The organism is Microbulbifer maximicatervae (SeqCode), assembly GCF_052467385.1.
In genome coordinates, this window is the sequence record NZ_CP174311.1 from 3,251,818 (window position 1) to 3,264,469 (window position 12,652).

9 protein-coding genes are annotated in these 12,652 nt (G+C 49.7%); 3 read left to right on the forward strand and 6 right to left on the reverse strand.

Annotated features, from left to right (window positions below):
- The first annotated feature begins 468 nt into the window (after positions 1-468).
- The gene (locus ACJJIR_RS13750; protein ID WP_444905787.1) at positions 469-1,593 is read left to right on the forward strand and encodes a M14 family metallopeptidase; all 1,125 of its coding nucleotides are present in this window, start codon (positions 469-471) and stop codon (positions 1,591-1,593) included.
- Between the two features lie 205 nt (positions 1,594-1,798).
- Here the strand turns inward: ACJJIR_RS13750 and ACJJIR_RS13755 are convergent, their stop codons facing one another.
- Positions 1,799-3,319 carry an MFS transporter gene (locus ACJJIR_RS13755; protein WP_444905788.1) on the reverse strand — a complete coding sequence of 507 codons (1,521 nt, stop codon included), beginning with the start codon at positions 3,317-3,319 and terminating at the stop codon, positions 1,799-1,801.
- 298 nt (positions 3,320-3,617) lie between these two features.
- On the opposite strand from ACJJIR_RS13755, the gene ACJJIR_RS13760 reads away from it, so the two are divergent.
- Both ACJJIR_RS13760 and ACJJIR_RS13765 read left to right on the forward strand, forming a co-directional pair.
- Positions 3,618-4,817 carry a phosphatidylinositol-specific phospholipase C domain-containing protein gene (locus tag ACJJIR_RS13760; protein ID WP_444905789.1) on the forward strand — a complete coding sequence of 400 codons (1,200 nt, stop codon included), beginning with the start codon at positions 3,618-3,620 and terminating at the stop codon, positions 4,815-4,817.
- 244 nt (positions 4,818-5,061) lie between these two features.
- Complete coding sequence (locus ACJJIR_RS13765; protein WP_444905790.1) at positions 5,062-6,813, forward strand: M28 family metallopeptidase; 1,752 nt, start codon at positions 5,062-5,064, stop codon at positions 6,811-6,813.
- Between the two features lie 183 nt (positions 6,814-6,996).
- Here ACJJIR_RS13765 and ACJJIR_RS13770 read toward each other — a convergent pair whose 3' ends face one another.
- From ACJJIR_RS13770 to ACJJIR_RS13790, 5 genes are all read right to left on the reverse strand, one after another.
- Positions 6,997-8,634 (reverse strand): AMP-binding protein, encoded by a 1,638-nt coding sequence (locus tag ACJJIR_RS13770; RefSeq protein ID WP_413665144.1) that lies wholly within the window; start codon positions 8,632-8,634, stop codon positions 6,997-6,999.
- A 150-nt stretch (positions 8,635-8,784) separates the two neighbouring features.
- Entirely contained in the window at positions 8,785-9,120 is a 336-nt protein-coding gene (locus ACJJIR_RS13775; RefSeq protein ID WP_282933465.1) for an SCP2 sterol-binding domain-containing protein, read from the reverse strand.
- Between the two features lie 81 nt (positions 9,121-9,201).
- Positions 9,202-10,995 (reverse strand): acyl-CoA dehydrogenase C-terminal domain-containing protein, encoded by a 1,794-nt coding sequence (locus tag ACJJIR_RS13780; RefSeq protein WP_413665143.1) that lies wholly within the window; start codon positions 10,993-10,995, stop codon positions 9,202-9,204.
- A gap of 178 nt (positions 10,996-11,173) precedes the next feature.
- A complete protein-coding gene (locus ACJJIR_RS13785) occupies positions 11,174-12,244 on the reverse strand; it encodes an AraC family transcriptional regulator (RefSeq protein ID WP_282933467.1) in 1,071 nt (356 codons plus the stop codon).
- A 3-nt stretch (positions 12,245-12,247) separates the two neighbouring features.
- Positions 12,248-12,448, reverse strand: a complete 201-nt coding sequence (locus ACJJIR_RS13790) for a hypothetical protein (protein WP_282933468.1) — start codon at positions 12,446-12,448, stop codon at positions 12,248-12,250.
- Positions 12,449-12,652: the final 204 nt, after the last annotated feature.

Consider the following 12,652-nt stretch of genomic DNA (forward strand, 5'->3'; position numbering starts at 1 on the left):
ACTTGTTCTTTCTATTCCCACTAATGCCATGGGACCTATTCTCTATCTGTACAAATTCACGTCAGATAGCCCTGAGACAAAAAGATCATCAAATTTACGCCGATCGAAACGTTCGTACAACATCAAGCAGGCTCGATTGCCTAAACTTTAACCAGCACTTGCTGCGGGATGTTAAGGAGATTTACTAATTTCTGACAGTGTGGAGTGACGCACTTGTGATCTGACCGGGCAGTAAGCAGTCGCCTGGGGTCCGACACCGGAAATTTCAGGGAGCAGTAGTCGTAGCAGGTGCCGCCAGGGATTGGCTAAAGCACGGTATCCTTATCGATACCGTGCTTTTCTATTTCACTAAATAAAGGAGATTTCGTCCTATCGCACCCAAAATTGGCGAGATCCCCTACCTTTCTTCCTGGAAAATTCCCCCTACCGCTGTATCCTGCGCCCAAGAACAAGAGTGGAGCTCTCTACATGTATATCAGCAGCGCCTTTGACAGCGGCAATATCGAAGTTATCAATACCGACAGCAATCCAATTGAGCTAGCAATCCGTCAGGACAACAATTCTGACTTCTACCAATGGTTTCACTTTCGTCTGGAAGGCGATATTGGCACCAGCTATCCCTTGCGCATCGTTAATGCCGGCAAATCCGCCTACCCGGAAGGCTGGGAAAACTACCGCATCTGTGCCTCATACGATCGTCAAAATTGGTTCAGAATTGGCGCCAACTACGACGGCAATACTCTGGACTTCACTGTAACCCTGGATGAACCCAGCATCTATCTCGCCTATTTCGCCCCCTACTCCTGGGAACGCCACCTGGATCTGCTCGCTTGGGCGCAGAGCCACGACCTGGTCAAACTGCAAACTCTCGGTAAAACCCTTGATGAGCGCGATATGACCATGCTCACGGTTGGCAATGCCGACACCGCGAAACATCGTGTTTGGATGATTGCCCGCCAACACCCAGGAGAGACCATGGCGGAATGGTTTGTTGAGGGCTTCCTGGAAACCTTGCTCGACCATGCCAATCCTACTGCGCAAAGCTTGCTGGCAGATACCGTATTTTATGTAGTACCCAATATGAACCCCGACGGCAGCGTTCGCGGGCATCTGCGCACTAACGCTGCGGGCGCCAACCTGAACCGTGAGTGGCTCAACCCCACAATGGAGCGAAGCCCGGAAGTCTTTTTGGTCAGGGAGAAAATGTTGGAGCTAGGAGGGGATATCTTCCTGGATATTCATGGTGATGAAGCCCTGCCCTATAACTTTGTTGCGGCTTGTGAAGGTATTCCCGGCTATGACGAGCGCCACGCCAAGCTGGAAGAGACATTTAAGCAAGCTTATGAGGCCGTCAGCCCCGACTTCCAAACGGAGCATGGATATGAGCTGGATAAACCCGGCGAAGCAAATCTGACAATTGGTACCGCCTGGGCTGGACATCAATTCCGCACCCTGGCTCTAACATTGGAGATGCCGTTTAAAGACAATGATGACCTGCCCGACTTGATCGAAGGTTGGTCCCCGGCGCGAAGCCAACAACTCGCTCGCGATATTCTTTTCCCAATTCGCGAAGTGTTAAAAACACTCAAATAATCTCTATACGGTGAACCAAATTACCGTTACCAACAAGAGAAATTAATTTGAGCTGGGCTGTTTCAAACGGCAGCCCAGTTTTAGAGAGACTTTTCTTATTGTAATTATTGATTTACAAAAACCGAGTAGGCGTATATTTTTGAGCCAAAAATCACAGGACAGCCTCTATATTTCAAAGCTTGCAGAGACCATTAAAATAACATTTCTAACTTTCCTTCTTACACTGTGATTTTTTCAATAATACAGCTACAGCAACCAACAAAAGAAAAGTAAATACAACCAACCCCCACATCACCGACTGGAAAGCCTGGGCAAAAGCCTCATTAAACATGTTAGCGATGCGACCGTGCAGAGCAGCAGACACCCCCATTGCGCCACGCTCAATCCTTTCAGGATTAATCAGCAATGCATCGATATATTTTTCCAGTGCACTGGTAATCTGCACCCCACTTTCCTTCAATTGATTTAGCAAACTCTGTTTCTCCATTATCCGGAATACAGTACCCACTACAGCCAAACCAAGTGCTGCGCCTATGTTTTGTATGCCCCACAACATTCCGGTTGCTATACCTGCACTATTAGGCGGCAAAGCGCCAATAGCGATTGGGGCTGTTGCACTAAATACAAATCCCCAAGCCACACCGAAAGGTATAAAAGCCAGCAAAAGCGTCGAAAAATTGGTATCCACTGAGAATTGTGTCATTACGATTGCCGCAATCAAAATACATATGACACCAATTAAGATTGGAGCCGCAGGTGCGGAATTAGCCGCCATTCTGCCCGCCACAGGAGATACCAAAGCCATTACCAAGGTAATAGGGAGCAAAATCAAGCCGGACATTACCGTTGTATCCTGACGCACAATATGCAAATAAAATGGTAATAAAAAGAAAGCAGAAATGAGAAATATCAACAAACTAAAATTGGTTAAAATACAAGCGGAAAATAGCAAATTCTTAAAATAGGCAAAATGGATCAACGGTTGCTCCAGTTTTCGCTCAACACGAAAAAGGGCAATAAAACTCAATATAGAAATAACCAGTAACAACAGTATCGGCCAACTCAACCAACCCACTTGCGCCCCTTCAACTACTAACACCACTAGCGAACCCACACTAAGCGCAAGAAGTATCATTCCACGCCAGTCAATATAACTTTTTTCTTTATCTAAATTTTGCTGGCTCCGCATCACAAAAAGACCAAGTACCATACTAACCAACACAAAGGGGATATTAATAAAAAAGATCGACCTCCAAGACAAATACTCACATAGGACCCCACCCAATACCGGACCAAGAGCAAAGCCGACAGCCAATACCGACATCCACCATCCCATTGCAAATCCGGCTTCTTTTTCTACAAAAGTGTGGGACAGCAAAGCAATATTATTCGGCACGATTATGGCAATGGAGACACCTTGAAAGGCCCGCCAGACAATTAACCAAAGTGGATCCTCAGCCAATCCCGCGAAAAGGGAGCTAACTGCAAGTAATACCCATCCAATATTGAGCATCTTCAGGGAGCCCACAATATCCCCCAATCTCCCCATACTGGCCATCAGGATACATAGCATCAACATAAATATATTCATAACCCACTGGGTTTGAATAAAGGATGCACCTAAACTCTGCTGGATTGTCGGCAGCGCAATACTGACAATGGTGTAGTCCAACCCCAAAATAAAGGTGGCTGGAAAGGAGCCAAGCAAAACAACCCACTTATTCATTAGTCGCATAATTCCCCTTATACAGCTTGTTAATTAAAGCAAGGAAAGACCCTGAATAATTTATCGGCATTTATTGCTGAGAGAGCTACACAACCCATCCATTATCAATAGAATTATGATGCCACCAGAAAACAACAAGAAACCAACCCTCTTCACATAGACAAAAAAGTCCAATTCGTAGTAAAAAGCAAAAATAATAAAAACGGTACCTTAAGGCACCACACACCAATAAAAATTAAAAAATATTCACTAGCGTCTACTGCAAAGGTAGCGTATCTACTCAGTCCGGAGAAAAATAATGAAACACACTATCAGACAGATGATCCTATCGATTCTATTTGTACTTTCCTTCGCCTCTCTCCCCCTTTGGGCCGATAGCATTTCTGATTTCCAAAACAGCTGGACAGGCACAGCCTTGGATCTACAGCGTCAAATAGACAACCACACTCCCATGAGTGAAAACAATATTTTGGGGACACACAATTCTTACAACTCAGAAGTGTATCGCGCCTGTAACTTCTCAGTGGGATGCCGCTACCTGGACCCTCAACAGGAGCATTCCATAAAAGATCAATTGCGCATGGGAGCTCGCTTTATAGAGCTGGATGTCCATTGGACAACGAAAATGGAGAGCCTTTTTTCCTACCCAAAAAGATTACTTCTATGCCATGGGCTCTGCAGTATCAATGATAAGTATGCGACTGAAGGATTTAACGAAATAAAGGACTGGCTAAATGACAGCGCCAATCAGGACGAAGTCATCATTTTATATATCGAGGACCACTCTGATGGGCGCCATCAAGATCTCTACAGCCAAATAACCGATCGATTCGGGGATAAGATTTTCTACAGTGGCGGCTGCCAGAGTATCCCCAGCAGCCTTACAAAAAATGATGTGCTTGCTGCAGGGAAACAAGTCGTCGTGTGGAAAGATAGCGGCTGCTCTGGAAATGGTGACATGAAGAACATGGCCTTCACCGGATTAGGGGAAATCGGTCGAGTGTGGGAAGACAGCACCACTATTGGCACTATAGGAGAAATTTTTAGCGGTGGTATTGAACGAATCACAGCCGACGATGTGCGCAATGGCTTTGCTATAGGTCACAACATAATCAATCTCGATAATATGAATACGACTGATGGCCGCATCGCTGCAGCTATTTGGTCATGGGATCAGAATGAGCCAAATAACTTGAACAATGAGGATTGCGCTATGCAGTGGGGTAACGGGCGCTGGAATGATGCCAACTGCAGCAACCAATATAGCTTCGCATGTAAGAACACGGCTGACGGTAGCTGGCTGGTCAGCGCCTCAACAGGCCCATTCTCTTATGGTGCCGGGGTGTGCCAAGCACTGGGCAATGACTACGTGTTTTCCGCCCCCACCAATAGCCAGGACAACCAAGCCCTTAAAAGCGCCAAGGAAACCACTGGCTATGACAAGGTATGGATTAACTATCAGGACCAGATAACTGAGGGCCAGTGGCAGCACAATTAACCTCAAAAATCTCGACTTGAGGGTTTAGGCTGGATAGGAGGCTAAGCCCGAGCCTCCTATCCAAGGCGAGTTTTATTGAAACCTCTCAAACACAAACCCTGTCACCATATTCAACTAAATTACCAAAACGGGAATATAGCTCTGGGCCCAGCCACACTCTACTCTCCACTGATCGCTGATATATCGTTAGTTAAGACAAGATCAGGCATAATCTGCCTCCTAACAAGACTGTCAGGACAAAATTATGCGAATTCCTACCACCTGGCGCCGCCTTGGCTTGGCTATAGCCATCGGCGGTGTTATCAGCGGTTGTAGCAAGGGCAACGAAGAAGTCAGCTCACAAGCGCACTCCCATAAAGAACATATCGAGCACAGCACTGAAAAGCTCAATCTGGAAGCCGCTGAGAAGGCTCAAATTGATACTGTCGCTGCCGACCTGCACAAGCATGTCGCCGTATTGGCCTCCGATGAATTCGAAGGCCGCGCTCCCGCCAGTAAAGGTGAGGAGCTGACGGTAAACTATCTGGCAGAGCAATTTAAGGCGCTCGGACTTACCCCTGGTGCCGTAGATTCCGACGGTAACCCCAGCTGGTTCCAGGAAGTCCCCATTGTAGAGATGGATATTCAATCCACTCCCCTTACTATTCAGGGCGAGGGTGTAGGCCAGGTTCTAAAACCTATTGACGACATGGTCGCGTTTACCCAGCGCCAAACCAGCGCATCCAGCCTCAATGAAAGCGAATTGGTTTTTGTCGGTTACGGCATCGTAGCTCCAGAAAACAACTGGAATGACTACGCAGGTCTGGATATGGAAGGCAAAACCGCAGTCATTCTGGTGAATGACCCCGGCTATGCCACCCAAGATGAGGCTCTATTTAATGGCAATGCCATGACCTACTACGGTCGCTGGAGCTACAAGTTTGAAGAAGCTGCCCGTCAGGGCGCCGCAGGAGCCATTATTATCCATGAGAATGGCGCTGCCGGTTACCCCTGGGAAGTAGTGAGCGGCTCCTGGTCTGGCGCCCAGGTAAGCCTTGAAGCAGAAAATAAGAATATCGATCGCGTGGCGATTGAGGCCTGGATCACCAACCAGGCAGCGAAGGATCTGTTCCAGGCAGCAGGTCTCGACTTGGCCGAAGAAATGGCAGCGGCAAAAGCATCTGGATTCAAGCCTAAGTCACTGGAACTCAAAGCCAGCATCGAACTCAGCAACAGCCTTGAGAAGTCCAACTCTCGCAATGTTATTGCTAAGTTACCCGGCAAAAAGTACGCAGATGAAACCATTGTTTACACTGCCCACTGGGACCACTTAGGGGTCAACCGAAACGCTTCTGGCGAAGACCATATCTTCAATGGCGCAGTGGACAATGCAACCGGCACCGCTGGACTACTTGCTCTTGCAGCCCAAGCAGTGAAAGAGGATCAAGCTGATCGCTCCCTGGTATTCGTTGCAGTAACTGCTGAAGAGTCCGGTTTACTTGGCTCCAAATACTATGCCGCTAACCCAGTTGAAGCTCTGGAAAAGACGGTTGCCGGCTTTAACTTCGACGCTATGAATGTCTTGGGCCCCACCAAAGACATCACCGTCGTTGGCTTCGGCAGCAGCGAGCTGGAAAATCTCTTAGAAGCAGCCGCCAAAAAACAGGGCCGCTATCTGGCTGCTGAAGAGCACCCGGAACGCGGCTACTTCTATCGCTCAGATCATTTCAGCCTGGCAAAAGAAGGCGTGCCAATGCTGTATTTTGATTCCGGTAGCGAAAACCATGAGCACGGCCGGGAGTGGGCACAATCCAAGGACAAGGAATATCTCAGCCAGCACTACCACAAGCCGGGAGATGAGTACGACCCCAACTGGAACCTGAAAGGCGCCGCTATGAATTTGCAGCTGGGCCTGCAATTGGGCCTGAAGCTGGCAAACAGCCGCGACTGGCCCAACTGGTATGAAGGCAATGAGTTCCGCGCTATTCGCGACGCCAGTGCCGAAAGCCGCAAATAACCAAGCAGGATAAACATCCCGCTTTTCCTTGGTGGCACCTCCTCGGTGTCACCAAATTTCCCTCCCCAAACATCAACCCTGCATTAGCTGCAGGTGCCTCTCCGTGAATCGAAACCAATAAAAAAGCCCCACTGTCTCCAGCAGGGCCTTTTATGCGGTTGAACTCTTTAGCTAAATAGCGACTTAAGCAGCGCTAGTAGCCTCAAGCTTTTTCAACTCTTCATCGCGAAGTTCACGGCGCAAGATTTTGCCCACATTAGTTTTGGGTAAGTCCTCACGGAACTCCACATGCTTCGGCACTTTATAAGCCGTCATATGCTCACGGCAGTAGGCGACAACTTCATCTTCGGTCAAAGATGGATCAGCCTTCACCAGGAAGAGCTTCACCTGCTCACCACTTTTCTCATCCGGGATACCGATAGCGGCAGCTTCAGTGACCTTCGGATGCGCGCTGATCACGTCTTCAATCTCATTGGGATATACATTGAAGCCGGATACAATAATCATGTCCTTCTTGCGATCTACGATTTTGATGTAACCATCATCCTGAATAACGGCCATATCGCCGGTATTCAACCAACCTTCACTGTCGATGGTATCCGCTGTCGCTTCCGGACGCTGCCAGTAGCCTTTCATCACCTGAGGTCCGCGCACGCACAGCTCGCCAGGAGAGTTGTTTGGCAGGTCATTGCCATTCTCGTCGACAACCTTGACCTCGGTGCCGGGAACAGGAACACCCACCGTGCCCAGCTGAACACCATCAGTAGGGTTAAATGAAACAACCGGGGAGGTTTCAGTCATACCGTAACCTTCCATGATCATACAGCCGGTCATTTCCTCCCAGCGCTTAGCCGTATCGCGAGTTAACGCCATGCCACCAGAAGCTGTTGAGTGCAATTTGCTGAAGTCCAGTTCAGCAAAATCCTTGTTGCGCATCAGGCCATTGAACAGGGTATTGAGCCCAACAAATCCAGTGAAACGCAGGCCTTTCAGCATCTTCACAAAACCCGGAATATCCCTCGGGTTGGGCACTAACAACGAGTGGTTGCCCGTGGAGAAAAGGCACATGCAGTGGATGGTAAATGCGTAGATATGGTAAAGAGGCAAAGGTGCAATATAGAACTCCTCACCTTCTTTCATACCACTGGCAAATGCGATACGAACCTGCTCCATATTCGCAACCAGATTACCATTTGTCAGCATTGCCCCTTTGGCAACCCCGGTAGTACCGCCGGTGTACTGCAGAACCGCAATATCTTCTTTGGTGCGCTCAACATCCTTATGAGGACGCTCAGCGCCTTTTGCCATGGCATCGCGGAAGCTAACTTCATTGGCAAATGAAAATTCGGGCACCATTTTCTTAACGTACTTCGCCACACTGTTGATCAAGGTACGCTTCAGCGGACTGTGCAGATCCGCAATCTCAGTAACAATAACTTGTTTTACATCGGTTTCAGCAACCACCGCAGCAGCGGTATCGGCAATATTCGCCAGTACGACCAGAGCCTTGGCCCCTGAATCATTCAGCTGGTGCTTAAGCTCGCGCTGCGTGTACAGCGGATTGGTATTTACTACAACCAGACCTGCGCGCAGTGCACCAAAAACAACTACTGGGTACTGCAACACGTTGGGCAGCTGGACAGCGATGCGATCGCCGGGCTTCAAGTCGGTATGATTTTGTAAATAAGAGGCGAATTTTCCACTCAGCGTGTCAATATCATTGATTGAAAGTGTACGCCCCAGGCATGTGAAAGCCGGCCGGTCACCGAATTTGGCGCAAGCGCCTTTAAAGACATCAAGTATGCTGCGATCAATGTCCAACTCTCTTCTCCCATTCCTGATTGTTGTCGTCGCTTGCCCACACCTTCCGTCTCCATAGGCGAAAGCTGCCATATCTCTTGGCGAGCGAGAATTTATTTATTGTTTGTAGTATCTTTGAGACGGTGAAAAAGAAGGGTTTAAAACCTCTCTTTACCGATCTCCCTCTTCACTATTCGCAGGAAATAAACCTGCCAATGCTGCGGCCAATTCGCGATTTCCAGAATATTGAACATCCCCCAAAAGGAAGGCGTGACGCCCACTTAATTGACCGTCCAATATAGCACTGAGAGTGCTGTTTTCCATTTCCAATGTTAGTTCTGGATTATCAGTCTGACCAAATTCGGAAATCACTTTGTAATTTTTAGATACTTCGGTGACATAAACATAGAAGTCACAGGCATCTGGCAGCCGGAACTGTACCCGAGCCAGCGGGTACGAACAAGCTAAGTGACACAGGCGCTCTTGAACTGAATCCGGCAATTGCATCGGAAATTCTCCGTTTAAGCCGCTTTATTACTCACAAAAAAACCGCCGGCATTTGCCGGCGGTTTTCATTTCAGAGCGGGATCAGAATGCAAAATGCTCGGCATCCAATTCCATCAAGTTGCCTGCTCCACTCAACATGGACGTTGCGTGGCTGGAAGTGCGAGGAAGGATACGCTCGAAGAAGAAACGCGCGGTAGTAATTTTCGCCTTGTAGAAATCTTCTTCTCCAGTGCCCGCTGCCAGTTTTTCATTGGCAACTTTAGCCGCCTGTGCCCACAGGAAGGCCAGCACGGTGTAACCGGAGAACATCAGGTAATCTACAGAAGCAGCACCGACTTCGTCTGGGTTTTCCATAGCTTTGCCGCCAACGTGCAAGGTCAGGTCGCCCCACTGCTTGTTAAGCTCTTGCAATTTAGCAACGAAAGGCGCCAGTGCTTCGTTATCAATTTCCGCCTGGCAGAATTTGTGAACCTGCTTGGTGAAACCGCGCAGTAATTCACCCTGGGTCATCAGAACCTTACGACCCAACAGGTCCAGAGCCTGAATCCCAGTGGTGCCTTCATAGATAGTGGAGATACGCGCATCACGTACGTTCTGCTCCACGCCCCACTCGGCAATATAACCGTGGCCACCGAAACACTGCATACCCAGGTTGGCAGATTCAAAACCAGCTTCAGTCAAAAATGCTTTTGCAATCGGCGTCAGGAACGCCAGCATATCGTCAGCGGCTTTCTTCGCGTCAGCATCGCCTTTGTGAGTGATATCAACCAGCTGTGCGCACTTAACAACCAACATACGACCACCTTCAGAGAAGGCTTTCTGGGTCATCAGCATGCGGCGCACGTCAGGGTGAACAATAATCGGGTCAGCCGGGCCTTCCGGGTTTTTCACGCCGGACAGAGAACGCATTTGCAGGCGATCTTTTGCATAAGCCAGGGACTTCTGGAAACCGATCTCGGAGTGAGCCAGGCCTTGCAGAGCAGTGCCCAGGCGCGCAGTGTTCATAAAGGTGAACATATAGCTCAGGCCTTTATTCTGCTCGCCGATCAGGAAGCCTTTAGCACCGTCAAAGTTCAGCACTGCAGTGGCGTTGCCGTGAATACCCATTTTGTGCTCGAGGGAGCCACATACCACACCGTTGCGCTCACCGGCAGAGCCGTCAGCGTTCGGCAGGAACTTGGGTACGATAAACAGGGAGATACCCTTGGTGCCAGCAGGTGCGTCTGGCAGGCGAGCGAGTACGATATGAACAATGTTGTCAGTCATGTCGTGTTCACCGGCGGAGATAAAGATCTTGGTGCCGGTAATCGCGTAGGAGCCATCGTCATTTGGCTCGGCCTTGGTGCGCAGAATACCCAGATCGGTACCACAGTGAGGCTCGGTCAGACACATAGTGCCAGTCCAGCTACCTTCAACCAGCTTGGTCAGGTAAACCTGCTTCTGCTCTTCAGTACCGTGTTCTTCCAGGGTGTTCATGGCACCGTGGGACAAACCGGGGTACATGCCCCAGGACCAGTTGGCGGTGCCAACCATCTCGCTCATGATAGTGCCGAGCGAGGGCGGCAGGCCCTGGCCACCGTACTCAGGATCGTGGGGCAGCGCAGCCCAGCCACCCTCTACAAACTGCTGGTAGGCTTCTTTAAAGCCTTCCGGGGTAGTAACTTCACCGTCTTTCCAGGTGCAACCTTGCTGGTCGCCAATTTGGTTCAGCGGTGCAATAACGTTTTCACAAAACTTTGCACCCTCTTCCAGGATGGCATCCACGACATCAGGAGTAGCCTCCTCATATCCAAGTGACTCATAATGCTTTTCTGAGTCCAGCATCTCGCGCATTACGAAACGCAAATCACGCAGTGGCATTTTGATATCGGTCATCCTGATAACCTCAATTCGCTTATGTTTGGGACCGGAGGCAAAACCATCCAGTCATATTTATGACTAATTTCTAAGATTGGTTCATCATAGTAGTAAGCGAGCAGCCCCCTCTATGGCCAAACCCGTCCAAAGCGGTGACAAATCGAGGCGAGAGGATGAAAAAAGGTGACTGGCCCAGTCAAATATCCAGGCCAGCTGCGGCGCGACCACCCCGGCGATACTCGCCTGGCGTAATTCCCGTCCATTTTTTGAAGGCGCGGAAGAAAGCACTGGATTCATCGAACCCAAGCATCTCTGCGATCTGCCCATTGGAAAGATCCGGGCAGCTCAGGTAGTGGAAAGCCGCTTCCATCCGACATTCGTCTTTGAGCTTCTGGTAGGAGGTGCCCTCCTGCTGAAGGCGACGGCGCAACGTGGTCACCGACATATTGAGTCTCTCCGCCACCGCCTCAGCAGCAGGCATGGACTCGCTCACATCCCGGTTCAAAATGGTTTTTACTTTGGTTTTGATACTGTTGGCACTGCCGTCGCTGATCACCAGGTGGTAAGGAGCGGTGCGAATAAAGTCCTCGACCATCTGCGGGCTTTGCACCACAGGGTATTCCAGGTAGCGGGTATCGTATTCGAGCGCATTAAACGGCTGCTCAAATAACAACTCATTGGCCTCACTCTGCGCGAGACTGCGAAACTCTTCCGGGCAAGCAAATGAAAAGTGCAGCCTGGCCAGCGGAATCTCCCGCCCTGCCAGCCAGCAATAAAACCTGTGCCAAACCGCTAAGGTTGTACGCACCACACTGGGGCTCGTGTTATTCAGCAGCTGCTCAAATTCGCCTTTGCCCAGCGAACTGATCCCACAAATTTCAACCCGCTCGCGCCCATGGCCACCTTCTCCGAGTACCGGCTTCACCTTAAAACCTCGGCAGATTTCCATAAATTCGGCACAGAGCGTAATCGCCTGGCGGAGGGTTGCACAATTCACCACCGCCAGACACAACAAGCGAAAAGACCCGGAACGGACCCTTCCACCGCTAAGCATGCCAAACCACTCATTTTGCGCCAGCCACATCACGCGCTGGTACAAGCGGCCGTACTTCACTGCTGAAAATGCGGATACGCCCTGCAATTCAGACTCATCGATATCGACAGAAGCCAAAAGCTCCTTGCGATCACACCCGTGTTTGGTCGCCTCTTCGAGCAGTCGCTCGAGGTAGGCGATAGGGATGCGAATATCCTCTTCCGTTGACGCCATCTATTATTTACGCCTGCGCAACCAATTCAATAAAGCCCCGCACCCAAACGCCAGAGCAATGATGACAAGCAATATCACCAACAGAAGAATGAAATAGGTGACAACATCCTTAACGGGCAGATCCCAGCTGTAGACTGCCGCCACTACAAAGGCGACACAGGCGAGGACACTGGTAATAAAGGAGCGGCGACTTCTTTTAGCCATGACGATCTGGATACATTGATTTTCAAAACAGGTGAGACTGCCACATTTTGTGGCGCTACCATTGTATTGTCGGCACCCAGTACCGACGCGGCGTCGAATCGTGAGGGATTGGCCGGTTCCTGTCAACGCCGCAGGAGGCACCAATGAGCAGAAGAATGCTGGAACCAGAGGATCGAGCCACGCTGTTAAGGCTTTTGCACTGGC

Excerpts from the sequence above, each read along its gene's own strand:
- ACJJIR_RS13750 (WP_444905787.1), top strand. The coding sequence starts at position 469 with ATGTATATCAGCAGCGCCTTTGACAGCGGCAATATCGAAGTTATCAAT.
- ACJJIR_RS13755 (WP_444905788.1), bottom strand. The coding sequence starts at position 3,319 with ATGAATAAGTGGGTTGTTTTGCTTGGCTCCTTTCCAGCCACCTTTATT.
- ACJJIR_RS13760 (WP_444905789.1), top strand. The coding sequence starts at position 3,618 with ATGAAACACACTATCAGACAGATGATCCTATCGATTCTATTTGTACTT.
- ACJJIR_RS13765 (WP_444905790.1), top strand. The coding sequence starts at position 5,062 with ATGCGAATTCCTACCACCTGGCGCCGCCTTGGCTTGGCTATAGCCATC.
- ACJJIR_RS13775 (WP_282933465.1), bottom strand. The coding sequence starts at position 9,120 with ATGCAATTGCCGGATTCAGTTCAAGAGCGCCTGTGTCACTTAGCTTGT.
- ACJJIR_RS13780 (WP_413665143.1), bottom strand. The coding sequence starts at position 10,995 with ATGACCGATATCAAAATGCCACTGCGTGATTTGCGTTTCGTAATGCGC.
- ACJJIR_RS13785 (WP_282933467.1), bottom strand. The coding sequence starts at position 12,244 with ATGGCGTCAACGGAAGAGGATATTCGCATCCCTATCGCCTACCTCGAG.
- ACJJIR_RS13790 (WP_282933468.1), bottom strand. The coding sequence starts at position 12,448 with ATGGCTAAAAGAAGTCGCCGCTCCTTTATTACCAGTGTCCTCGCCTGT.